This window comes from Streptomyces arenae (genome assembly GCF_022343545.1).
In the GTDB taxonomy this organism is placed as follows: Bacteria; Actinomycetota; Actinomycetes; order Streptomycetales; family Streptomycetaceae; genus Streptomyces; species Streptomyces humi.
The window spans coordinates 1-22,882 of sequence record NZ_JAKQYH010000023.1; the positions used below are offsets into that span (position 1 = coordinate 1).

The 22,882-nt window shown below is 70.0% G+C and carries 21 protein-coding genes and 1 riboswitch; of the genes, 7 read left to right on the forward strand and 14 right to left on the reverse strand.

All coding sequences use genetic code 11. The features are described from left to right. The coding region (locus MB828_RS11940; protein WP_301648134.1) for a 6-phosphogluconolactonase at positions 1–414 on the forward strand (414 nt) is incomplete at its 5' end. A 72-nt stretch (positions 415–486) separates the two neighbouring features. On the opposite strand, the gene MB828_RS11945 is transcribed toward MB828_RS11940, so the two are convergent. The 4 genes from MB828_RS11945 to MB828_RS11960 form a co-directional block, all read right to left on the reverse strand. Then, entirely contained in the window at positions 487–1,971 is a 1,485-nt protein-coding gene (locus tag MB828_RS11945; RefSeq protein WP_301648135.1) for a glycoside hydrolase family 3 protein, read from the reverse strand. Positions 1,972–1,980: 9 nt separating this feature from the next. Continuing rightward, entirely contained in the window at positions 1,981–2,820 is an 840-nt protein-coding gene (locus MB828_RS11950; RefSeq protein ID WP_301648136.1) for a carbohydrate ABC transporter permease, read from the reverse strand. Next, positions 2,817–3,791 carry a carbohydrate ABC transporter permease gene (locus MB828_RS11955; protein ID WP_301648137.1) on the reverse strand — a complete coding sequence of 325 codons (975 nt, stop codon included), beginning with the start codon at positions 3,789–3,791 and terminating at the stop codon, positions 2,817–2,819. Before MB828_RS11955 ends, MB828_RS11950 begins: the two co-directional genes overlap by 4 nt. A gap of 173 nt (positions 3,792–3,964) precedes the next feature. Then, positions 3,965–5,251 carry an extracellular solute-binding protein gene (locus MB828_RS11960; RefSeq protein WP_301648138.1) on the reverse strand — a complete coding sequence of 429 codons (1,287 nt, stop codon included), beginning with the start codon at positions 5,249–5,251 and terminating at the stop codon, positions 3,965–3,967. Positions 5,252–5,610: 359 nt separating this feature from the next. Here MB828_RS11960 and MB828_RS11965 point away from each other — a divergent pair, with 359 nt between their 5' ends. From MB828_RS11965 to MB828_RS11985, 5 genes are all read left to right on the forward strand, one after another. Next, positions 5,611–6,375 (forward strand): GntR family transcriptional regulator, encoded by a 765-nt coding sequence (locus MB828_RS11965; RefSeq protein WP_046731157.1) that lies wholly within the window; start codon positions 5,611–5,613, stop codon positions 6,373–6,375. Between the two features lie 123 nt (positions 6,376–6,498). After that, complete coding sequence (locus tag MB828_RS11970; RefSeq protein WP_206306242.1) at positions 6,499–6,768, forward strand: DUF3311 domain-containing protein; 270 nt, start codon at positions 6,499–6,501, stop codon at positions 6,766–6,768. Beyond that, entirely contained in the window at positions 6,765–8,387 is a 1,623-nt protein-coding gene (gene mctP, locus MB828_RS11975; RefSeq protein WP_133025366.1) for a monocarboxylate uptake permease MctP, read from the forward strand. Before MB828_RS11970 ends, mctP begins: the two co-directional genes overlap by 4 nt. 165 nt (positions 8,388–8,552) lie before the next feature. After that, positions 8,553–8,677, forward strand: a riboswitch (cobalamin riboswitch). Positions 8,678–8,801: 124 nt separating this feature from the next. After that, positions 8,802–11,171, forward strand: a complete 2,370-nt coding sequence (locus MB828_RS11980) for a ribonucleoside-diphosphate reductase subunit alpha (protein ID WP_301648139.1) — start codon at positions 8,802–8,804, stop codon at positions 11,169–11,171. Beyond that, positions 11,171–12,178, forward strand: a complete 1,008-nt coding sequence (locus MB828_RS11985; protein ID WP_301648140.1) for a ribonucleotide-diphosphate reductase subunit beta — start codon at positions 11,171–11,173, stop codon at positions 12,176–12,178. Before MB828_RS11980 ends, MB828_RS11985 begins: the two co-directional genes overlap by 1 nt. Here MB828_RS11985 and MB828_RS11990 read toward each other — a convergent pair. Next, positions 12,091–12,339 (reverse strand): hypothetical protein, encoded by a 249-nt coding sequence (locus MB828_RS11990; protein WP_301648141.1) that lies wholly within the window; start codon positions 12,337–12,339, stop codon positions 12,091–12,093. The genes MB828_RS11985 and MB828_RS11990 overlap by 88 nt on opposite strands. A gap of 93 nt (positions 12,340–12,432) precedes the next feature. On the opposite strand from MB828_RS11990, the gene MB828_RS11995 reads away from it, so the two are divergent. Next, a complete protein-coding gene (locus tag MB828_RS11995; RefSeq protein ID WP_301648142.1) occupies positions 12,433–13,401 on the forward strand; it encodes a helix-turn-helix domain-containing protein in 969 nt (322 codons plus the stop codon). 154 nt (positions 13,402–13,555) lie between these two features. Here the strand turns inward: MB828_RS11995 and MB828_RS12000 are convergent, their stop codons facing one another. From MB828_RS12000 to MB828_RS12040, 9 genes are all read right to left on the reverse strand, one after another. After that, positions 13,556–14,935: a cytochrome P450 gene (locus MB828_RS12000; RefSeq protein WP_301648143.1), complete on the reverse strand. Its 1,380-nt coding sequence runs from the start codon at positions 14,933–14,935 to the stop codon at positions 13,556–13,558. After that, positions 14,932–16,017: an epi-isozizaene synthase gene (gene cyc1, locus MB828_RS12005; RefSeq protein WP_301648144.1), complete on the reverse strand. Its 1,086-nt coding sequence runs from the start codon at positions 16,015–16,017 to the stop codon at positions 14,932–14,934. The genes MB828_RS12000 and cyc1 overlap by 4 nt, the downstream gene beginning before the upstream one ends. A gap of 294 nt (positions 16,018–16,311) precedes the next feature. Beyond that, positions 16,312–16,962 carry a peptide deformylase gene (gene def, locus MB828_RS12010; protein WP_046731149.1) on the reverse strand — a complete coding sequence of 217 codons (651 nt, stop codon included), beginning with the start codon at positions 16,960–16,962 and terminating at the stop codon, positions 16,312–16,314. 127 nt (positions 16,963–17,089) lie between these two features. Continuing rightward, positions 17,090–18,070, reverse strand: a complete 981-nt coding sequence (locus MB828_RS12015) for a hypothetical protein (protein WP_301648221.1) — start codon at positions 18,068–18,070, stop codon at positions 17,090–17,092. A 114-nt stretch (positions 18,071–18,184) separates the two neighbouring features. Continuing rightward, the gene (locus MB828_RS12020; protein WP_430381365.1) at positions 18,185–19,492 is read right to left on the reverse strand and encodes an HD-GYP domain-containing protein; all 1,308 of its coding nucleotides are present in this window, start codon (positions 19,490–19,492) and stop codon (positions 18,185–18,187) included. Further along, complete coding sequence (locus MB828_RS12025) at positions 19,489–20,841, reverse strand: HD-GYP domain-containing protein (RefSeq protein WP_301648145.1); 1,353 nt, start codon at positions 20,839–20,841, stop codon at positions 19,489–19,491. The genes MB828_RS12020 and MB828_RS12025 overlap by 4 nt, the downstream gene beginning before the upstream one ends. 151 nt (positions 20,842–20,992) lie before the next feature. After that, positions 20,993–21,304 (reverse strand): mycothiol system anti-sigma-R factor, encoded by a 312-nt coding sequence (gene rsrA, locus MB828_RS12030; RefSeq protein WP_133025374.1) that lies wholly within the window; start codon positions 21,302–21,304, stop codon positions 20,993–20,995. Next, positions 21,301–21,984, reverse strand: coding sequence for an RNA polymerase sigma factor SigR (gene sigR, locus MB828_RS12035; RefSeq protein ID WP_046731146.1), 684 nt, complete (start codon positions 21,982–21,984; stop codon positions 21,301–21,303). The genes rsrA and sigR overlap by 4 nt, the downstream gene beginning before the upstream one ends. A 256-nt stretch (positions 21,985–22,240) precedes the next feature. After that, entirely contained in the window at positions 22,241–22,873 is a 633-nt protein-coding gene (locus MB828_RS12040; protein WP_301648146.1) for an alpha/beta hydrolase family protein, read from the reverse strand. Positions 22,874–22,882: the final 9 nt, after the last annotated feature.

A 22,882-nucleotide genomic window follows, 5' to 3' on the forward strand; every position in this document is an offset into this window, starting at 1 on the left:
GGCGTCGACCTCCAGCTCCTCGGGATCGGCACCGACGGCCACATCGGCTTCAACGAACCCTGCTCCTCACTCGCCTCCCGCACCCGCATCAAGACCCTCACCGAACAGACCCGCGTCGACAACGCCCGCTTCTTCGACGGAGACGTCGAACAGGTCCCCCACCACGTCATCACCCAGGGCATCGGGACCATCCTGGAAGCCCGGCACCTCGTCCTCCTCGCGACCGGTGAGGGCAAGGCCGACGCGGTCGCCGCGACCGTGGAAGGACCGGTCGCCGCGGTGTGCCCCGCCTCGGCACTCCAGCTCCACCGGCACGCCACGGTCGTCGTCGACGAGGCCGCCGCATCCAAGCTCAAGCACGCGGACTACTTCCGGTACACCTTCGCCAACAAGCCGGAGTGGCAGGGGATCTAGCGCCGGTGCGGGCCGGTGAGGGCTCGTCGCGCCCACGCGGCGGAGCCGCATATCTTCAACGGCCTCGCGCCCCTAAAAGCCCGCCAACGCTTCCGCCGCCGCCTGGCCGCAGACTCTTGCCGCTCCGTGGGTGGCTATGTGGAGGGCGCCCCTCGGTGGGGCCTGGGGGACGCCCATCTCCACCACGATCGTGTCCGGGCGGGCCTTGAGCAGGACGTCCAGGGCCCCGCTCATCCACGGGTGGCGGTGTTCGTCGCGTACCACCGCGACGATACGGCGGTCGCCCGCCGCCACGAGCGCCGCGTGGCCCGCGTCCTCGCCCGCGAAGGTGCCGGTCTCGGTCCCGGGCAGCAGGCGGGTCAGTTCCGCCGCCACTCCCCAGGGGGTCTCCGTGCCCACCGCGATGTTGGCCACCGGGGCGAGGGAGGCGACGAAGGGGGGCACGGTCAGCGGGGCGGCGGAGTCGACGCGCGTCACATGAAGCGCGCGGCGGGCCGCGACCAGGCCGATCTCCGTGAGCGCGGGGTCCGCCGGCGCCGGTCGCGTCGTCGCGGTCCAGCGGGCCAGTGACCGTACCCGCTGAGCCGCCTCGGCCAGGCGCTCCTCCGGCAGTTCCCCGGCGCGGACCGCGGTGACCAGGGCGTCGCACAGCCGGCGTACCGTCCCCTCGTCCGACAGGCCGCCGCCCACGCAGATCGCGTCGGCCCCGGCGGTGATGGCCAGGACGCTGCCGTGTTCGATGCCGTAGGTCGCGGAGATGGCCTGCATCTCCATGCCGTCGGTGACGATCAGGCCGTCGTAGCCGAGTTCGCCGCGCAGCAGATCGGTGAGGATCGTGCGGGACAGCGTCGCCGGGCGGGCCGGGTCCAGCGCGGGGACCAGGATGTGGGCGCTCATCACAGCGCGGGTGCCGGCGGCGATGGCCGCGCGGAACGGGACCAGCTCGCGGGTGTGCAGGACGTCGGCGGTCACGTCGATGCGGGGCATGGCGTGGTGGGAGTCGACGGCGGTGTCGCCGTGGCCCGGGAAGTGCTTGGTGCAGGCCGCCACCCCGGCCGCCTGGAGGCCGGTGACGTAGGCGGCCGTGTGGCGGGCGACCAGGTCCTGGTCGGCGCCGAAGGAGCGGACGCCGATGACCGGGTTGGCCGGGTCGGAGTTGACGTCGGCGGACGGGGCCCAGTCGAAGTTCACCCCGCAGGCGGCCAGCCGCCGGCCCAGTTCGAGGGCGACCTGGCGGGTCAGCTCGGGGTCGTCGACGGCGCCGAGGGCGTGGTTGCCGGGGAAGGAGGAACCGGTGTGCACCTCCAGGCGGGTGACGTCACCGGCCTCCTCGTCGATCGCCACCAGGACGTCGTCCCGTTCGGCTCGCAACTGGGCGGTGAGTGCCGCGAGTTGCTCGGCCGACACGATGTTGCGGCCGAACAGGCCGACGGAGGCGAGGCCTTCGCCGAGCCGGCGGAGCAGCCAGTCGGGTGCGGTGGTGCCGGTGAAGCCGGGCTGGAGGACGGTCAGCGCGTCGCGCGTGATTGTGTCCGTACCGCTGGCGAGTGTCGTCATCGGATGGGGTTATCCCTTCACGGCGCCCGCGGTGAGGCCCGCGGCCATCTTGCGCTGGACGAGGAGGAACAGGACGACGATCGGCACGGCCATCATGGTGGAGCCGGCCATCATCGGGGCGTATTCGGTGCCGTGCTTGGTGGTGAAGTTGGCGAGCCAGACGGTCGCGGTCTGGTGCTCCTGGCTGAGCAGCATCAGGGCGTACAGGTACTCGTTCCAGGCCTGGATGAAGGCGTAGACCGAGGTGGCGACCATGCCGGGCGCGAGGAGCGGGAACACCACGCGGATGAAGGCGCCGGTGCGGGAGCAGCCGTCGACCATGGCGGCCTCCTCCAGCTCCTTCGGGATGTTGACGATGAAGCCGCGCAGGGTCCACACCGTGAACGGCAGGATGAAGGTCAGGTAGGTGATGATCAGGCCGCTGAGCTTGTCGTACTGGTCCAGGTCGTTGAGGAGCAGGAAGACCGGGATGATCATGGCGACCAGCGGGACCATCTGGACCGCGAGGATGCCGACGATCACGATCTTGCGGCCGCGGAAGGCGAACCGGGAGATGGCGAGGGCGGCGAGCAGGCCGATGGCCATGCCGATCGCGACGACGGACAGCGAGACGATCAGGCTGCGGCCCACCGGGCCCCAGAAGTCGGCGATGTCCAGGGCGCGGCGGAAGTTGGCCAGGGTGATGCCCGTGGGCAGCAGGCTCGGGTCCGGGTCGATGGCGTCCTTGGCCGGCTTGAACGCCGTGTTGAGCATCCAGTAGACGGGGAAGCCGGCGATGACGAAGACCAGGAGGCCGAGCAGGTTCCAGCCCCAGCGTGAGCCCTTGCGGGCGGTGGCGACGGTGCTCATTCGACCTCTCCGATCTTCAGCATCTGGCGCATGTACACGGCGACGACACCGAGCAGGAGGAGCACGGTGAGCAGGGCGATCGCGGAGCCCTGTCCGTAGTCGTTGACCACGAAGGCGCGGTCGTAGGAGTAGGTGGTCAGCAGCTGGAACTCGGGTTCGGGGTGGCCGCCGCGCATCACGAAGACCTGCGGGAAGACACCCATGTCCCAGATCACCGAGAGCGTCGTGAGCATCACGATGATCGGCTTGAGGATGGGGAGGGTGACGTAGCGGAACACGCCCCAGGCGCCGGCGCCGTCGAGGCGGGCGGCCTCCTCCAGCTCCTTGGGGACCTGGGTCAGACCGGCGCTGAGCGTGATGACCACGAAGGGCACGGCACCCCAGACCACCAGGAGCATGATCACCGCAAGGCCCTCCGGTCCGCTGGCGAACCAGTTGTGGCCGATCATGTCGACCCCGGGGAGCTTGCTAAGCAAGGCGTTGAAGATGCCGTAGTCGGAGTCGAAGAGCCACTTGAAGAGCGTGGTGGCGACGATGACCGGCATGCCCCAGCTGGCCACCAGCACGATGTTGACGAGGGTCTTCACCCAGCCGGAGACCTTCTGCAGCAGCAGGGCGATGAGCATGCCGACGACCATGGTGAAGACCACCGAGCCGACCGCGAAGACGATCGTGCGCAGCACCACCTGCCAGAACTCGGTGTCACCCAGGACGTGGGAGAAGTTCCCGAACCCGACCCACTCGGCGGGCTTGAACCCCCACAGCTGGGACTGCCCGAACTCCTGGAAGGAGAGGGTGACCAGCCGGTAGAAGGGGTAGCCGAGGACGAGCGCGAGGATCGCCAGGCAGGGCGCGAGCAGCAGCCAGGGGACGGCGGGCCCGCCGGAACGCCGGTTCGCTCCCGGTCTCTTCGGGGACTCCGGTGGGGGTGCCGGCACCTTGGCGGGTGTGGTCGTGTCTACGGCACTCATCGCGCTCCTAAGCAGTTCAAAGAAAGGCGGCAGTAAGCGCCCCTTCAGGGGCGCGGGGAACTGCGCGACCAGCCACGACGAACCGGCACCAACCCACCGATCCGTCGTGGCACTTCCTGAGATCACCCACCGGCCGGACCTGCCCCCCGTGCCCCAGGCCCGGCCGCGGTCACCTACTTGGTGTTGATGACCTTGTCGATCGCGGCGTCCGCGGTCTTGGCGGCCGCCTCCACCGTCTGCTTGCCGGTGCCGATGTTCTGCAGCATGGTCTGCAGCACCTGGGCCTTCTCGACCTGGCCCCAGCCCGGCGCCATCGGCACGAACCAGTTGGACTCGGCCGCGGTGGCCGGCACCGCGGTCGCCGGGTCGTTCTTCAGCGTCGCGAGGTCGGTCTTGTTGTTGGGCAGGTTGCCCTTGGCCATCAGGCCCTTCTGGCCGGAGGGACCGGTGAACGCGTTGATCCACTCGGCGGCGACGGCCTGCGCCTTGGACTTCACCGGGATGGCGAGGTCGGAGCCGCCCAGGAAGACCGGCATGTTCTTGCCGGACGGGCCGGGCATCACGAAGTTGACGAGGTTGTCCTTCAGCTTGCCGCCGGTCTTGTCGTTCTTCGGGTCGGCCGCCGTCGCGCCCTCCCAGGCGGCACCGAAGATCATCGCCGACTTGCCCTGGCCGTAGACGATGTACCGGTCGGACTCGTCCTTGGTCTTGTCACCGTGCATGTACTTGTCGATGACGTTCTTGAACTCGGTGAGGCCCTTGATGGACTCCGGCGAGGAGAGGTTGCCCTTCCACTGGCCGCCGGACTCCGCGGCGATGGAGCCGCCGGCGTCGTAGACGAAGGACATGGCCGCGTACCAGTCGCGGGTCGGCTGGTACCAGGCGCTGAACTTGTCGCCTTCCTTCTTCTGGATCTTGTCCAGGTCGGCGGTCAGCTCGGTGTAGGTCTTCGGGGTGGTCTTGATGCCGGCCGAGGCGGCGATGTCCTTGCGCCAGTTGGCGACGCGGCCACCGGCGTAGTAGGGCACGCCGTAGGTCTTGCCGTCGTAGGTGACCGAGGCCTTGAGGCCGTCGAGCCACTGGTCGGAGCTCGTGAACTGGGTGGCGTCGACGGGGGCGAAGGCACCCTTCACCATGTAGCCGAGCATCTCGGTGTTGCCCATCTCGACCACGTCGGGGGCCTTGTCCGTGGCGAGGACGGCGTCCAGCTTGGTGTTCTTGTCCGGCCAGCCGTAGTACTCGTGCTTGATCTTGATGCCGGGGTGCTTCTTCTGCACGGCGGCGTCGGCGGCCTTCACCAGGTCGGGCCAGTTGTTCTGCGCGTCCACCGTGAGCCAGACGGTCAGCTCCTTGGCGTCCGAGCCCTGGGACTTGTTGTCGTCCTTGTTGTCACTGCCACACGCCGCGACGGAGAAGACCATGCCCGCGATACCAATCGCGGCTATCAGCTTGCGCTTCACGCCACCCTCCTCAGGGATGCCACAAACCCCCCTGCCTCCCCGCACGAGCGTTGGGCCGGGACCTGGACCAATGGTGTAGACCAGTGCGGGAAGCTTGGCCCAGACCACCAGGCCTGTCAAGGGTGGTCGAATAGGCTCCGACCAGCCGTTATGCGACCTACATATGCAAGAACCTTTAAGTAAGAAGCCCTCGAAAACCCGGCGCCCGGACGCGACAATTCCGGTAGACCACTAACGTGGTGGACTAGACCAGAAGGGCCCGCGACGGTATACAGAGGGGATCACGCAGCGTGCAGGGCGAATCCCGGTACGCTGCCGTGCCACGAGGCGAGCCGCATCAGGAGCCGGGAAGGCGGAGCATGAGCACCGACGTCAGCAGTGCGGAGAACGAGAGCGGGACAGCCGTCCGTACCGCGCGCGTGCCCAAGTACTACCGCCTGAAGAAGCACCTCCTCGAGATCACCGAGACCCAGGCCCCCGGCACCCCGGTCCCGCCCGAGCGCACCCTGGCCGCGGAGTTCGACACCTCCCGCACCACCGTCCGCCAGGCCCTCCAGGAACTGGTCGTCGAGGGCCGCCTGGAACGCATCCAGGGCAAGGGCACCTTCGTCGCCAAGCCGAAGGTGTCCCAGGCGCTCCAGCTCACCTCGTACACCGAGGACATGCGCGCCCAGGGCCTGGAACCGACGTCCCAGCTGCTGGACATCGGTTACATCACCGCCGACGACCGGCTGGCCGGCCTGCTCGACATAAGCGCAGGCGGCCGGGTGCTGCGCATCGAGCGGCTGCGCATGGCCAACGGCGAGCCCATGGCCATAGAGACCACCCACCTGAGTGCCAAGCGCTTCCCGGCGCTGCGCCGCTCCCTCGTCAAGTACACGTCCCTGTACACCGCCCTCGCGGAGGTGTACGACGTCCATCTCGCGGAGGCCGAGGAGACCATCGAGACCTCGCTGGCGACCCCCCGCGAGGCCGGCCTGCTCGGCACCGACGTGGGCCTGCCGATGCTGATGCTCTCCCGCCACTCCCTGGACCGCGACGGCCAGCCGGTGGAGTGGGTGCGCTCCGTCTACCGCGGCGACCGCTACAAGTTCGTCGCCCGCCTCAAGCGCCCGCAGGACTGACGCGGACCGTCCTTCACGGAATCGACATACCGAGAGCCCGACTGCCACTTCCGCTGCGGTGACGCCGTGACCTAGATTGCCTGCGCATTACACAGGCGATCGGTGAGGGGACGGAGCCGCGGTATGTCGGATGTACCTGAAGTGAGGCAGTCGGTGGTGACGCCCATACGCGTCGTCATCGCCGTCTGCCTCGTCGCGCCCTTCGTGGCGATGCTGTGGGTGGGCTCCTACGCCAGGACGGACCCGACGTTCATCGGGATCCCGTTCTTCTACTGGTACCAGATGCTGTGGGTGCTGATCTCCACCGCGCTCACCATGACCGCGTACCAGCTGTGGCAGCGTGACCAGCGCGCCCGCAAGGCCGACCACACGAGCGGGGGTGCGCAGCGGTGAAGGACGGCGTGAACGGCGTCGCGCTCGGCGTCTTCATCTTCTTCTTCCTGGCCGTCACGGTCATGGGATTCCTGGCCGCGCGCTGGCGCAAGGCCGAGAACGAGCACAGCCTCGACGAATGGGGCCTGGGCGGCCGGTCGTTCGGGACCTGGGTGACCTGGTTCCTGCTCGGCGGCGACCTCTACACGGCGTACACGTTCGTCGCCGTACCCGCGGCGATCTACGCGGCGGGCGCGGCCGGTTTCTTCGCCGTGCCGTACACGATCCTGGTCTACCCGCTGATCTTCACGTTCCTGCCCCGCCTGTGGTCGGTCTCCCACAAGCACGGCTACGTGACGACCTCGGACTTCGTACGCGGCCGGTTCGGCTCCAAGGGCCTCTCCCTCGCGGTCGCGCTGACCGGCATCCTGGCGACGATGCCCTACATCGCGCTCCAGCTCGTCGGCATCCAGGCGGTCCTCGACGTGATGGGCGTCGGCGGCGGCGACGGCACCAACTGGTTCGTGAAGGACCTGCCGTTGCTCATCGCCTTCGGCGTGCTGGCGGCCTACACCTACTCCTCGGGCCTGCGCGCGCCCGCTCTGATCGCGTTCGTGAAGGACGGGCTGATCTACCTCGTCATCGCGGTGGCGATCATCTACATCCCGATCAAGCTGGGCGGCTTCGACGACGTCTTCGCCAAGGCGGGCCACGCGTTCGCCCAGACCAACCCGGCGACCGGCAAACCGCGCGGCGCGCTGGCACCCCCGGAGGCGGGCCAGTGGACGTACGCCACGCTGGCGCTGGGCTCCGCGCTCGCGCTGTTCATGTACCCGCACTCGATCACCGCGACGCTCTCCTCCAGGAGCCGTGACGTGATCCGCCGGAACACCACGATCCTGCCGCTGTACTCGCTGATGCTCGGTCTGCTGGCCCTGCTCGGCTTCATGGCGATCGCGGCCGGCGTCAAGGTCACCAACGGCCAGCTGGCGATCCCGCAGCTGTTCGAGAACATGTTCCCGGACTGGTTCGCCGGCGTCGCCTTCGCGGCGATCGGCATCGGCGCGCTGGTCCCCGCGGCCATCATGTCCATCGCGGCCGCGAACCTCTTCACCCGCAACATCTACCGGGACTTCATCAAGCCGGACGCCACGCCGAAGCAGGAGGCCCAGGTCTCCAAGCTGGTGTCCCTGCTGGTGAAGGTGGGCGCGCTGGTCTTCGTCCTCACCATGGACAAGACGGTCGCCATCAACTTCCAGCTGCTGGGCGGCATCTGGATCCTTCAGACCTTCCCGGCGCTGGTGGGCGGCCTGTTCACCCGCTGGTTCCACCGCTGGGCGCTGCTCGCGGGCTGGGCGGTCGGCATGGTCTACGGCACGGCCGCGGCGTACGGGGTGGCCTCGCCCACCCAGAAGCACTTCGGCGGCTCGGCCAAGGAGATCCCGGGCATCGGCGAGATCGGCTACATCGGCCTCACGGCGTTCGTGCTGAACGTGGTGGTGACGGTGGTCCTGACCTTCGCCCTCAAGGCCCTCAAGGCCCCCGAGGGCATCGACGAGACCACCCCGGCGGACTACACGGCCGACGCGGGCGACCCCGGCGTCGAAGTGGAACTGCCCCCGGCCGTAGCGCCCCTTTAGGGGCGCGGGGAACTGCGCGAGCAACCCCGTACGACCCGCAGCGGGCCGCCGAGAGTACCCTCCTCGGCGGCCCGCTCTTCGTATCTCACCGTACGAACAATCTGACGCTCCGACACCTCCACGACACAACATCTGGGGGTGACACGACAGCCCGGCACTAGATGTATGCTCATGCTCGCTGTCGCCGCAGGGGAATCCGGTGCGAATCCGGAACTGTCCCGCAACGGTGTACTTGTGCGCATCCGCGCACGAGAGTCAGTCCGAGGACCTGCCGACAGCACGCCCGGCCACCCGGTCAGGGCGTCTGACGTCCGGGCCTCGTGGAGTGGGCCAGGGTCTCGACGCGCGCCCCCGCGCGCTCGCGCTGCCCGCTGCCCTCCGCCAGGCCCCGTGCCGAGCGAGGGAGAGCCCCACGTGACCATCGCGCCAGCCGATCCGGCTTCAGCGACCACGACCGCCGCGGAGACCGACGGTCCAGGAACGGCCCTGCTGCGGATCCTGACCGAGCTGACCGGAGACCTCCCCGACGCCGACCCCGGCCGGGTCGCCGCCGCCGCGCTGCGCGGCCGGTCCGCGCGGGCCGACGAGTCGGAGTTGCGCGAGCTGGCCACCGAGGCCGCCGCCGGTCTGATCTCGGAGGACCCCGCCTACTCCCGGCTGGCTGCCCGCCTGCTCACCCTCACCATCCGCGCCGAGGCCGCCTCGCAGGGCGTCACGTCCTTCACCGAGTCGGTCGCCGTGGGCCACCGGGAGGGCCTCATCGCCGACCGCACCGCCGAGTTCGCGCGGCTGCACGCGGCGCGCCTGGACGCGCTCGTCGACCCGGCCGCCGACGACCGCTTCGGCTACTTCGGCCTGCGCACCCTGCACAGCCGCTACCTGCTCCGGCACCCGATCACCCGCAAGGTCGTCGAGACCCCCCAGCACTTCATGCTCCGGGTCGCCGCAGGTCTCGCCGAGGACGACACCGCCCGCGCGGTGGACGAGGTCGCCGCGCTCTACGGCCTGATGAGCCGCCTCGACTACCTCCCGTCCTCCCCCACCCTGTTCAACTCCGGTACCCGGCACCCCCAGATGTCGTCCTGCTACCTCCTCGACTCCCCGAAGGACGAGCTGGACTCCCTCTACGACCGCTACCACCAGGTCGCCCGGCTCTCGAAGCACGCCGGCGGCATCGGTCTCTCGTACTCCCGGATCCGCGGCCGCGGTTCGCTGATCCGCGGCACCAACGGGCACTCCAACGGCATCGTGCCGTTCCTGAAGACCCTGGACGCCTCGGTCGCCGCCGTGAACCAGGGCGGCCGGCGCAAGGGCGCGGCCGCGGTCTACCTGGAGACCTGGCACTCCGACATCGAGGAGTTCCTGGAGCTGCGCGACAACACCGGCGAGGACGCCCGCCGTACGCACAACCTCAACCTCGCGCACTGGATCCCGGACGAGTTCATGCGCCGGGTGAACGCCGACGAGCCGTGGTCCCTGTTCTCCCCCGCCGACGTGCCGGAGCTGGTGGACCTGTGGGGCGCGGAGTTCGACGCCGCCTACCGCAAGGCCGAGGCCGACGGGCTCGCGCGCAGGACCATCCCGGCCCGTGACCTGTACGGCCGGATGATGCGCACCCTCGCACAGACCGGCAACGGCTGGATGACCTTCAAGGACGCGGCCAACCGCACCGCCAACCAGACGGCCACGCCCGGTCACGTCGTCCACTCCTCCAACCTCTGCACGGAGATCCTGGAGGTCACGGACGACGGTGAGACGGCGGTCTGCAACCTCGGCTCGGTGAACCTCGGCGCCTTCGTCGACACGACGGCCGGTGACATCGACTGGGAGCGGCTGGACGAGACCGTCCGCACCGCGGTCACCTTCCTGGACCGGGTCGTCGACATCAACTTCTACCCGACCGAGCAGGCGGGCCGCTCCAACGCCAGGTGGCGGCCGGTGGGCCTGGGCGCGATGGGCCTCCAGGACGTCTTCTTCAAGCTGCGGCTGCCCTTCGACTCCCCCGAGGCCAAGGCCCTCTCCACCCGGATCGCCGAGCGGATCATGCTCGCCGCGTACGAGGCCTCCGCCGGCCTCGCCGAGCGCAACGGCCCCGTGCCGGCCTGGGAGAAGACCCGTACCGCACGGGGTGTGCTGCACCCCGACCACTACGGCGTCGAGTTCACCTGGCCGGAGCGCTGGGCGGCGCTGCGCGCACGGATCGCCACCTCCGGGCTGCGCAACAGCCTGCTCCTCGCCATCGCGCCCACCGCCACCATCGCGTCCATCGCCGGCGTCTACGAGTGCATCGAGCCGCAGGTCTCGAACCTCTTCAAGCGGGAGACGCTGTCCGGTGAGTTCCTCCAGGTCAACTCGTACCTGGTGCGGGAGCTCAAGGAGCTCGGCGTCTGGGACGCCCGGACCCGGGAGGCGCTGCGCGAGGCGAACGGCTCCGTGCAGGACTTCGTCTGGATCCCGGAGGACGTACGGCGGCTCTACCGCACGGCGTGGGAGATCCCGCAGCGCGGACTGATCGACATGGCCGCGGCCCGCACCCCCTACCTGGACCAGGCCCAGTCCCTGAACCTGTTCCTGGAGACGCCGACCATCGGCAAGCTCTCCTCGATGTACGCGTACGCCTGGAAGTCCGGGCTGAAGACGACGTACTACCTGCGCTCGCGCCCGGCGACCCGTATCGCCCGCGCCGCGCAGGCCCAAGCCACCATCCCCGTGCAGCAGACGGCCGATCCCGACGCCGTCGCCTGCTCCCTTGAGAACCCCGAGTCCTGCGAGGCCTGCCAGTGATGTCCAGCAAGAACCTTCTCGACCCCGGCTTCGAGCTCACGCTCCGTCCGATGCGCTACCCGGACTTCTACGAGCGCTACCGGGACGCCATCAAGAACACCTGGACCGTGGAGGAGGTCGACCTCCACTCCGACGTCGCCGACCTCGCGAAGCTCAGCCCGTCCGAGCAGCACCTCATCGGCCGGCTGGTCGCCTTCTTCGCGACCGGCGACTCGATCGTGGCGAACAACCTGGTGCTCACGCTGTACAAGCACATCAACTCCCCCGAGGCGCGGCTCTACCTGAGCCGGCAGCTGTTCGAGGAGGCGGTGCACGTCCAGTTCTACCTGACCCTGCTGGACACCTATCTGCCCGACCCGGAGGACCGTGCCGCGGCCTTCGCGGCCGTCGAGAACATCCCCTCCATCCGGGAGAAGGCGGAGTTCTGCTTCCGGTGGATGGACTCGGTGGAGAACCTGGACCGGCTGGAGTCCAAGGCCGACCGCCGGCGCTTCCTGCTCAACCTGATCTGCTTCGCCGCGTGCATCGAGGGCCTGTTCTTCTACGGCGCCTTCGCGTACGTCTACTGGTTCCGCAGCCGTGGCCTGCTGCACGGTCTCGCCACGGGCACCAACTGGGTGTTCCGTGACGAGACGATGCACATGAGCTTCGCCTTCGACGTGGTCGACACGGTCCGCAAGGAGGAGCCGGAGCTCTTCGACGACGAACTCCGGCAGCAGGTCACCGACATGCTGCGGGAGGCCGTCGAGGCGGAGCTGCAGTTCGCCCGTGACCTGTGCGGTGACGGCCTGCCGGGCATGAACACCGACTCGATGCGGCAGTACCTGGAGTGCGTCGCCGACCAGCGGCTCGGCCGCCTCGGCTTCGCCCCCGTGTACGGCTCGGAGAACCCGTTCTCCTTCATGGAGCTCCAGGGTGTTCAGGAGCTGACGAACTTCTTCGAGCGCCGTCCGTCCGCGTACCAGGTGGCGGTGGAGGGCACCGTCGACCTGGACGAGGACTTCTGAGCCTGCCGCTCACGGGCCTCCCGGTCCTCGTGGGCCTCCCTGATCTGCCGGTCGATGCGCCTGTCGCGCAGGACGCCGAGCACGGACGGGAGGGCCATGAGGACCAGGATGCCGAGGACCAGGACCATTCCGACGAGACCTTCGATCTGGTTTCCGTTCATGGACACCACTGTCGCGCCTGAGACTCCTTACCGTGAGTGGCAGTGCTGCCATGCACCCTCGAATTACTGCCAGCGGCGAGGCACACTGGCAGCATGCTGAAGAACGTGGTGGCGGTGCTCCTGGACGGCGTGCACCCCTTCGAGCTCGGCGTGGTCTGCGAGGTCTTCGGCCTCGACCGCTCCGACGAGGGGCTGCCGGTGTACGACTTCGCGGTGGTCTCGGCGGAGGGGCCGGCGCTCGGCACCCATGTCCCGGGCCTCACCGTCACCACGCCGTACGGCCTGGACCGGCTGGAGGAGGCCGACCTGATCGCGGTCCCGGCCTCCGACTCCAATGTCGCCCGGGACTACCCGCCCGAGCTGCTCGACGCGCTGCGCCGGGCGGTGGACCGGGGCGCCCGGGTGCTCAGCGTGTGTTCCGGCGTCTTCGTGCTCGGCGCCGCCGGGCTGCTGGACGGGCGCCGCTGCGCCGTGCACTGGCGCCACGCCGAGCTGCTGGCCCGCCGCTACCCGCGCACCCGGGTCGAGCCTGACGTGCTGTACGTCGACGAGGACCCGGTGATCACTTCCGCGGGCACCTCCGCCGGGATCGACGCCTGTCTGCACATCGTGCGCAAGGAGCAGGGCCCCGAGGTCGCCACGAAGATCGCCCGGCGGATGGTGGTCCCCCCGCACCGGGACGGCGGCCAGGCCCAGTACATCGAACGTCCGCTGCCGGAGGGGCCCTGCGACACGGTGGGCGAGGTGCTGGCCTGGATGACGGAGCACCTGGACGAGGAGGTCACCGTCGAGCAGCTGGCCGCCCGCGCCCTGATGGCCCCGCGCACCTTCGCCCGCCGCTTCCAGCAGGAGACCGGCACCACGCCGTACCGCTGGATCCTGCGGCAACGGGTGCTGCTGGCGCAGGAGTTGCTGGAGGGGACGGACGAGACGATGGACGCCATCGCGGGCCGGACCGGTTTCGGCACGGCCGCCGCGCTGCGGTACCAGTTCGTGAAGTCGCTGGGCACCACCCCGAACGCCTACCGGCGCGCGTTCCGCGGCCCGGAGGCCGCCGCCTGAGACCGGCATCCGAGACCGGCGGCTGAGACCGGCGGCTGAGACCGGCGGCTGATACCGGCGTTCGCCGGAGAACGCCTGCCGGCGCGCGTCCGGCGGCCTCACGGGCCGTCCGAGCGCGCGCCGGTATCAGGGGCCGGCCGGGAAGGCCGGCAGGTCACCAGGGCACCGGTGTGAGCAGCAGACGCTGGGGGCGCAGGGTGATGCCCACCCGGGTGGCGTCGTCCGATCCGGGAACCTGCTCGAAGCGGTACCTGGCGCACAACGCAGCCGTGATCAGGCTCAGTTGGGTCATGGAAAAGTGGTCGCTCGGGCACTTGCGGTTGCCGACGCTGAAGGGGCTCATGGCGTACTTCGGCACCTCCTTGGCCCGCTCCGGCAGCCAGCGGTCCGGGTCGAAGTCCAGATGCGCCGGGTACGAGTGCGGGTCGCGCTGGACGGCGTAGGGGCTGTAGACGATGTCGGCCCCGGCCGGAATGCGATAGCCACCGAGCTCGGTGTCGGCTTTGGCGCGCCGCGTCAATATCCATACGGCGGGCCGCAAACGCATGGCCTCGACGATGACATTGTTGGTGTGGGTGAGCCGCCGAACGTGCTCAAAACCGACCGGTTGACCACCCGTCACGGATTCGACCTCGGTCCGTACCTTCGCCGCGTGTTCCGGGTGTTCGGCGAGCACCTGGAGCAGCCACATGATCGTGGAGGCGACTGTTTCGCTTCCGGGGGTGAGTATCGCGACGACCTGGTCGTGGATCTCCTGTTCCCCGATGGGCTCGCCATTCTCGTCCTTCGCTTCGAGCAATGCCGTCAGCAAATCGTCCGGCTTTTGACCAGATGCCCGGCGCTCGGTGACGATCTCGTCGACCAGCAGATGTAAATCGGCCAGGGCCCGGTTGAATTCGCGGTTGGCCGGCAACGGCAGTCGGTACAGCGGGCCGAGCGGGATCACCATCCGCCGGTACATACCGCGGAAGACGCTCGCGAGATCGGTGCTGAGCCGCTCGGCGCGCTCGTCCATGTACTCGCCGCGCAGCAGGCAGCGGGCGGCGATCCGGACGGCGACCCGGAACGACTCCGAGGTGCAGTCGACGGTGTCGCCGGGCTGCCAGCGCTCGGTCAGGGCATGCGCCTCCTCCTGCATGACCGGCCCGTACTGCGGGATCGCGGAGAGGTTGAACGCGGGCTGGACGGTGCGGCGCTGGCGCCGGTGGCGGGGCCCGTTGGCGGTGGCCACCCCCTCCTTGCCGAGCAGTCCCTCCAGGGACTCCCACAGCGGGCCGGCGATGACGAAGTCGGGGCTGAGGGCGAGGGCGCCGGTGAGCTCCGGGGTGGTCACGGCGTACACCTCCTTGGGGCCCAGCCGCAGGCGCACCATGTCGCCGTGCTCGCGCAGCCGGGACATGAAGGCCAGCGGGTCGCGGACCAGCTTCCAGCCGTGCCCGAGCAGCGGCACCCCGCCGCCCGCCAGGGGCGGTTCACGCAGTTCGCTCGTTTCGGAAGCCCCGGTGGTCGCGGGTTTCACGGACTCGACGGTCATTTCTCACCTGCCGTTTCGTTGTTGACGTACGGGGGCGTGGACCGGTCGTCCCAGCTGTCGACCATGTAGCGGCCGGATTCGTGGTGGAACCAGTAGACGGAACTGAACCAGTTGCGCATGTTGGCGACACAGGCCAGGACCGCGGCACCGAGTTCCTTTCCGTGGACGGTGCCGTCGTCGAGCTGTTCGGCGAAACGAAGTGCGGCACGCTCGGCGACCAGGAATTCGCGAATGCATTCCTCGACGCGTCGCCTGACTTCTTCGATCGCCTGCTCCAGATTCATTCCCTCATGGGTGACGAGACTGATTCCGAGATTGTGCACCTCGTCGCCCGCTATCTCCTTCGGAAGCGAGCAGAGGTCGTTGTACCAGGCGGCGAATTCCTGACTGAGCAGTGCCGGGCGGCGATATGCCGGGTGCTTGCGCACGGCGTCCGGCAGTTCGGTTCCCGCGCTCGGCTCCAGCAGGTCCGTCCATATCCAGTGGGCGAAGGTGAGGCGCCGCAGCGCGAGGTATTCCTCGACCCGGGGAACGTGTCCCGTGGTGCGGTTGCGGTACTCGCGGTCGTAGGCCTCGACCACCTCGTGGAAGTGCCGGGCGAACCGCTCGTTCCAGGTCCGCGGCAGGAACGTGTACAGCCGGGCGACGCTGTCCGCGAAGCCCGCGACCAGGGTGTCCGGGTGGTGCAGATGGTGCAGTGGGGCGTCGAGGGCCGCGTGCAGCCGGAACCTCAGCCGCCGCCAGTCGGCCGACCGGCCGTGCACCACGTCCCGGTCGTGCCGGTCGTCCCAGACGAAGAACCAGGCGCTGTAGTCGCATATCGCCTGGATGACCTCCTCGGACGCGCCGAGGTAGTACCCCGCCATGAGGTCGGTGTAGCAAAGTCCATCGGCATATTCATGCACCTTGTCCGCGGGCATCAGCCGTTTTTCCAGCAGCCAGAGGCGGGTGTTCTCCTGGAGCCGTGGCCAATACGGGTGCAGTCGCCGGGGAAACTCGGCCTCGATCACCGGGAGGGCGAGTTGTGGTGGAACCGCTACCGCCGTCGGCGTCGATGTGGTGCTGTGTGAGAAAGCATGCACGAACAAACCCCTCTCAGCCGCGCCAGGAGCGCACGCCCCTCCCGCTGTGCCAGGCGTGCGCCGTTGCGTATCCCCGCACTTCCCATTCAGCACCACAACTGACCGGTCTGGGAACGGATTTGCTTCACTCACTACCCCACGATGCCGCGAATCTCCCCTTGTGTGACTGATTAAGGATCGCTAGGGGCGCACAAAGGATCGAATGTGCGACGGACGGGCGAGCGACTCCGACCGGACATGACGAACGCCTGGTCGAGAGGTTCTCGACCAGGCGTCACAACTGCCCTAGCGGTCTCAGTCGTTGGCGACCACGGGATAGCGTGGCTCGTTCTCGGCCATCTGCCGCAGCGCGTCCTTGCGCTCGCGCTTGGAGAGCCGGTCGATGTAGAGGTAGCCGTACAGGTGGTCGGTCTCGTGCTGCAAACACCGTGCGAAGTAGCCGGTGCCGCGCACCTTGATCGGGTTGCCCTTCTCGTCCTGCCCGGTGACCTCGGCGTAGTCGGGGCGCGCGAGCGGCGCGTACGCGGTGGGCACCGACAGGCACCCCTCGTTGCTGTCGTCCAGCCGCCGCTTGTCCGCGGGCAGGTCCACGAGCTTCGGGTTGCACACCACGCCGACGTGCCGGGCGCCCTCGTCGTCCTGGCAGTCGTACACGAAGACCTTCAGGTCGACGCCGATCTGGTTGGCGGCGAGACCCACGCCCTCGGCGGTCCGCTGGCTCGCGAACATGTCGGCGACCAGCTGGTCCAGCTCGTCCCCGAACTCGGTGACGTCCTTGCACTCCTTGTGCAGCACCGGGTTCCCGACGACGGTGATGGGCCGCGAGGTCCCCCGCGCACGCCAGGCGTTCTCGCGCTCCTCGGTCCCCTCGGTGTCGACGACGAACCCGTCGTCATCCACGGGGAGCACGCCCGCGTGCTGCTGATCGGTGTCCTGCTGCGCCATGACCGACGTAAGCCTTCCTGGGTAAAACGGAGGTGATGTTGCTGATACAGGGTACGTGGACGCGCCCGTCAGGGGCGCGGGGAACTGCGCGACAAGCCCCCACGCGGCCGCACCCGGAACCCGGCCCTCAACAGACCTCTTCCAGATCCCGCCAGTCCCTCGAATCGGGGCTGTCGGCGACCCACCCGTCCAGCAGCCCCCTCACCAGCGCAGCCGGCGCGGCCACCCCGCACTCCCGCTCCGGCACCCACAGCTGCCCGTCGGTCCGGTGCCCGAGCGGCCCCGGATGCCCCGGCTCACTGTGGTCGTGCGGATCGAGATGCACTCCGTCGCCCTCGTCGGACGGCATCCGCGACTCGGAACACATCCGGCACAGCAGCCGCACGGAGGAGGACCAGTCCTCCGCCGCGAACCCGGCGTCCCCGGCCAACTGCTCCAACGCGTCCCGGTCGGCCTCCGTCGCCGCCTCCAGCAGCACCACCCACGTCGGCACCGGCGACGGCGCCCACAGCTCGATCTCGTCGAAGACGGGGTAGGCGTGGCCGGTCGCCGTGGTCCGTTCCCCGTGCGGCACCCCGTCGTGCAGGACGACCTCGCCCCAGCGCCGCCCGGACGAGGGCAGCGGAATGGACTGCACCTCGATACGGGCGGGGTCGAGCCGCCGCCCCCAGACCACCTCGGCCTCCCCCTCCGGGGACAGCCGTACGGCGGCACTGCCCAGGTCCATGCCTTCGGGCTCGGCGGACGCGGTGGCACTGCCCGGCACCCGCAGCCCGTACGCCTGCCAGGCCCGCCGGGCCAGCGGCCAGTCCTGGAGCGCGGTCGCCGCGATGCCCACGTTCCACCAGTCGGGCGCCCCGGTCTCCCGGTCCAGCAGCGCCACCGCCCGCAGGCCGGCCGCCCGCGCCTGCTCCCAGTCGTGCCGGAACTTGTGCAGCAGGGCGAGGTTGAACCAGGACTCGGACAGCCAGGGCTCCAGGTCGGCGGCGCGCGTCAGCAGCTCGCCCGCGTCCTCGTACCGGCCGTCGCCGATCAGCGTGAACGCGCGGTCGGTCGCCTGCCGCCAGGAGGCGGAGGGCCGGTGCCGTCCCTTGCCGAAGATCCTCACGATTCCCGCCTGCCAGTTCCAGTTCCGCACAGTGGGCTGGCTTGTGCCCCCGGACATCACCCTCTCCCTCGCATCCAACCACGTACGACGGGAGGGCCGCTCATTACCCATGGGTTACCCAGCCGCGCGCAGGGTCAGACAGTCTCCGGAGAGCACGCGCGCCAGGGACTCCACGACCTCGGGAGCGTAGTCCCCCGCAGCGGCCAGGCGTAACTCCTCCAGCGCGGTCAGCTGCCCGCCGGGCCCGGAATCCCGGGACTTCTCGTCGTACGCGTTGACGGCCCGCACGATCCGCGCGGCGAGCGGCTGCTCCCGGCAGGGGTCGGCCTGCCGTTCCACGACCACGGCGACGGCCGCGGCCACCCCGGTCTGCCGGACGACCGCTCCGCCGAGGAGGGCTATCCGGCGCTGCTCCGCCGCCGACAGCCCGGCGGTGGCACCGGCGGGGACCGGGTCGACGAGACTGAGCTGGCCGATGTCGTGCATCAGCGCCGCGTACTCCAGCACGGTGAGTTCCGCCTGGGACAGGCCCAGGTCCCGCCCGACGGCCTGGCTGAGCGTGGCGACCCGGTGGGCGTGCCCGGCCGGGGTGTACCCCGCTATCTCGGTGGCGCGGGCGAGGGAGGCGATGGTCTGCCGGTAGGTGGCACGGACGGCCGCGTACCGGCGCAGGGACAGCTGGGTGAGGAGCAGGGGCAGACAGAAGACGGGCAGGGCCCACAGGCCGACGGCGGCCACCGCCAGTGCGATCACCGCGCCGGTGGCGCAGACGGCGGACCCGATGCCGAGCAGCCCGCGCAGTTCGTCCCGCAGCAGCGGCCCGAACGGCCACCGGGTGCGGGAGTGCGCCTGGGCGGCGGCGAGCACGGCGTCGCACAGTGCGGTGAGCACCAGCAGCGCGACCAGCAGCAGCGCGTACGCCGGTCCGCCCCAGCGCTCCAACGCGCCCCTGGCGCAGAGGGGTTGGAAGCAGACGGCGGCGAAGCCGACGGTGAGGACACGGCGGGCCAGGTGGTCGAGCGTGCGCCGGCCACGGGCGATGTGGGGCACGTTGCCGAGCAGCGCGGCCGCGCTCACGACGGCGACGACCTGGAAGGCGCCGTCCCGCGCGGCGATCCCGTCGTCGGCGCCGAGCAGCGCGTAGGCGAGGCCGCCGGCCGCCCCGAGGGGTGCGGCCTCCCGCACGTCGGCGCCGGTCCACCGGGCCCACTCCCCGACCCCGACGAGCATGCCGAAGGCGAGGGCGGCACCGCGGTTGTCGATTCCTTCCCACAGGGTGCCGGCGACACCGCCGAGGGCGAGGACCAGTGCGGCCGGCCGGACCGACCACAGCAGGGCCGCGGGACGAGGACGTGACAGGGGACACGGGGCGACCCGGTCCACGGCCGTCTCCCGTCCGGAGGTCGGGTCGGCGGCGCTCATGGGGCGGCCCGCCCCGCGCCGTGCCGGTCACCGCCCGGCCGAGGGGAAGGGGGCGGTCCCGGTGGCGGGGATCCGGCGGTCACCGTGGGGTTCCAGCCCTCCCTGGCCAGCGCCCGGGTCAGGGCGTCGACGACCCGCGCGTCGAAGTGCCGGCCGGCGCACCGTCGTAACTCCGCCACCGCCGCCGGTACCGGGCGGGCCCGGCTGTAGGAGCGGGTCGAGGTCATCGCGTCGAACGCGTCGGCCACGGCCACCACCCGCGCGGAATGCGGGATCTGGCTGCCCGCGAGTCCGTAGGGGTAGCCGGTGCCGTCGATGCGTTCGTGGTGGTGGAGGATCGCCGCGCGGGCCTCGCCCAGGAAGGAGATCCCGCGCACCATCTCGTGGCCGTACTCCGGGTGGAGTTCGATGATCCGCCGTTCCTCCGGTGTGAGCGGACCGTCCTTGCGGAGCAGCCGCGTGGGGACGCCGAGCTTCCCGACGTCGTGCAGGATCCCGGCGAAGCGGAGCACCTCGACCCGCTCGTCGTCCATGCCCAGTTCACGGGCGATCATCACGGAGGCCTGGCCCACTCGCTCACTGTGCCCGCGGGTGTACCCGTCCTTGATGTCGACGGCCTGGACGAGCGCGCGGATGGTGGCCTGGTGGGCGGCCCGCTCCCGGTGGTACTGGGCGAACACCCACCAGGAGACGCACATCGGCAGCAGGACGAGGAGCGCGGCGACGGGGCCGTAGGGGCTGCGCCAGAGCACGGCCATCATCAGTCCGGCGAGCCCGTGCACCGCGACCGGTGCCAGCGATCGGGAGAACAGCCCGCGCCAGGCCCGGCGGGCCGGGACCCTCCCCCACTGCCCGAAAGGCGTGGGAGGTGCCCCCATGCCGAGCGCGAGGATCCCGCCGTCCAGCAGCGCGAGCGCCCCGCAGAACGTCAGGACCGCCGCCGCGCACGGCAGCAGCGCGTACGGGAAGTCGGAGCCGACCACCGCGTCCCGGCCGCCGAGCAGCCAGTGCACCCGCCCCGCGCTCCACACGGCGAGCGCCAGTTCGGCGGCCCGCCAGATCCGGCGCAGCGCCTGCGGACGGTGCCCGGCGGGCGAGAGCAGCGCACCGGGCAGCGGTACGAGGGCGGCGGCCGGCGGTGGCAGCAGGAAGGCACCGGCGAGCAGTACCGGGTGGAAGGTGCCGCCGAGCCGCTGTCGTACGACGTGTTCGCAGGCCGCGTACAGCGCGGCCAGCAGGGCGACGGCCCACCACGGCGTACGCAGAGCGGGCAGCGGCAGCAGACAGAGCACCGTGCCGAGGGCGGCACAGGCGACGTACGCGCGTGCCCGTGCCGGAACCGCCTCCATCACGCCCCTCCCCCGACCATGCCTGTCCAGGCTTCGGAGCCTAGGGCGGGGGCCGGCGGGTACGGGGGCTTATGCCGGGAGGGTTAGCACATTCGGGTGACAGACCACCCGTAGAGCATCCGGTGGCGGCACACTCCGCGGAGGAGGACGCTCAGCTTTCCTGGTGGGTGACCGGCGCGGTGGCCACGTCGCTCTCCGGGACGGTCTGGCCCGAACGGATCAGGTCCAGCCGCCCCAGCACCTTGGCCCGCAGGTCGGTCGGCACGTCGTCATGCCCGCAGCAGCGCTTGACCAGCTTCTTCACCGCCTGCTCCAGCCCGTACTTCTCCAGGCAGGGCGAGCACTCGTCGAAGTGCTGCCTGAACTTGACGCGATCGACGTCAGGCATCTCACTGTCGAGGAACTCGTAGAGATGATCGAGTACCTCACTGCAGTCCGTCTCGTGCGGCTCTCCGCAGCTCATGAGCCCGAGCCTTTCGCTTCGTTCGACTCTCCGGCGCCCGCCGGGACGAGTCCGCGCTCACGCGCGTAGTCCTCCAGCATGCCGCGCAGTTGACGGCGGCCCCGGTGCAGCCGGGACATCACCGTACCGATGGGTGTCCCCATGATGTCCGCGATCTCCTTGTACGCAAAGCCCTCTACGTCGGCGAGGTAGACGGCGATGCGGAACTCCTCGGGGATCGCCTGCAGCGCTTCCTTCACGTCCGAGTCGGGCAGGTGGTCGAGCGCCTGCGACTCCGCGGAGCGCAGACCCGTCGACATGTGCGACTCGGCACGGGCGAGCTGCCAGTCCTCGATCTCCTCGGCCGCCGAGCGCTGGGGTTCACGCTGCTTCTTGCGGTACGAGTTGATGAAGGTGTTGGTGAGAATGCGGTACAGCCACGCCTTGAGGTTGGTGCCCTCACGGAACTGGTGGAAGGACGCGTACGCCTTGGCGTAGGTCTCCTGCACCAGGTCCTCGGCGTCGGCGGGGTTGCGTGTCATGCGCAGCGCGGCCGAGTACATCTGGTCGAGGAATTCGAGCGCGTCCCGTTCGAAGCGCGCGGTGCGCTCCGACGTCGACTCCGCGCCCGTGCCCTGGCCCTCGGGCAGCTCCGCCTGGCCGTTGTCGGTCCCTGCGTCGGTACCGGTGACCGGACCCACCTCCTCAAGTTCCCGGGCAGGACCAAAACCGATCCCACCCGACTCGGAGGATAGAACACGACCCGTGCCTGCCGCCGCTCGAATAGGAGCGGTCTTGGCCGCGTGCAGCACCGTCCACTCCAGGTCAGCGCTGCTGCTGCGGCTCGGGCAGATGGTCGAACCCATGCGGCGGACTTCCTCTCCTTCGGCGTCGGCGCTGGTGCCCCAGCACTTCTGTCCGCCTCAACAGCACTCCGTCACGCAACATTCCCGGCCGTCACCCGAGGGTCGTGAGCCATGCGGTGACCGCGTCCGTGATGATCGTCACTGCCCGCTCCTGCCCGATGTCCGCCCGTTTGGGCACCGCGAAGCCATGATCACCGTGGGGTACCTCGACCAGTTCGTAGTCCCCGTCGGGAAACTCGGCCGGCTTGCCGAACGGGTCGTTCCCGCCCTGGACGACGAGCGTGGGCACCCCGGCCCCCAGCAGCTCCGCGGCGCGTGACTTCTCCGGGCTGCCCGGCGGGTGCAGCGGGAAACTGAGGGCGAGGACCCCGGCCGCGCCCAGCTCGGTGGCCGTACGGCAGGCGACCCGGGCGCCCGCGCTGCGGCCGCCGGAGACCACCGGCAGCCCGGGCGCGGCGAGCGCCGGCCACACGCCCCGCCAGCCGGTGTCGAGGGTCTTCGGCGCGGGCGCGACCTTCTTCCCGGCGACCCGCCAGGGCTGCTCGACGAGGGCCACGGTCACGCCGTGCTCCGGGAGCGCGGCGGCGATCGCCCGCAGGTCCCGTGCCTCGATGCCGCCGCCGGCCCCATGGCCCACGGCGAGCACCAGCCGCGCCTTCTCCGCTTCGTGCCAGGTGACGCGGGCGTCCCCCGCGTCCGTACCGACGATCTTCGATGTGGTCACGGGAGAAGG

Excerpts from the sequence above, each read along its gene's own strand:
- MB828_RS11950 (WP_301648136.1), bottom strand. The coding sequence starts at position 2,820 with ATGAGCACCGTCGCCACCGCCCGCAAGGGCTCACGCTGGGGCTGGAAC.
- MB828_RS11970 (WP_206306242.1), top strand. The coding sequence starts at position 6,499 with ATGTCGGATGTACCTGAAGTGAGGCAGTCGGTGGTGACGCCCATACGC.
- MB828_RS11965 (WP_046731157.1), top strand. The coding sequence starts at position 5,611 with ATGAGCACCGACGTCAGCAGTGCGGAGAACGAGAGCGGGACAGCCGTC.
- MB828_RS11985 (WP_301648140.1), top strand. The coding sequence starts at position 11,171 with ATGTCCAGCAAGAACCTTCTCGACCCCGGCTTCGAGCTCACGCTCCGT.
- MB828_RS12020 (WP_430381365.1), bottom strand. The coding sequence starts at position 19,492 with ATGAGCGCCGCCGACCCGACCTCCGGACGGGAGACGGCCGTGGACCGG.
- MB828_RS11995 (WP_301648142.1), top strand. The coding sequence starts at position 12,433 with ATGCTGAAGAACGTGGTGGCGGTGCTCCTGGACGGCGTGCACCCCTTC.
- MB828_RS11955 (WP_301648137.1), bottom strand. The coding sequence starts at position 3,791 with ATGAGTGCCGTAGACACGACCACACCCGCCAAGGTGCCGGCACCCCCA.
- MB828_RS12000 (WP_301648143.1), bottom strand. The coding sequence starts at position 14,935 with ATGACCGTCGAGTCCGTGAAACCCGCGACCACCGGGGCTTCCGAAACG.
- rsrA (WP_133025374.1), bottom strand. The coding sequence starts at position 21,304 with ATGAGCTGCGGAGAGCCGCACGAGACGGACTGCAGTGAGGTACTCGAT.
- MB828_RS11990 (WP_301648141.1), bottom strand. The coding sequence starts at position 12,339 with ATGAACGGAAACCAGATCGAAGGTCTCGTCGGAATGGTCCTGGTCCTC.
- MB828_RS12025 (WP_301648145.1), bottom strand. The coding sequence starts at position 20,841 with ATGGAGGCGGTTCCGGCACGGGCACGCGCGTACGTCGCCTGTGCCGCC.
- def (WP_046731149.1), bottom strand. The coding sequence starts at position 16,962 with ATGGCGCAGCAGGACACCGATCAGCAGCACGCGGGCGTGCTCCCCGTG.
- MB828_RS11945 (WP_301648135.1), bottom strand. The coding sequence starts at position 1,971 with ATGACGACACTCGCCAGCGGTACGGACACAATCACGCGCGACGCGCTG.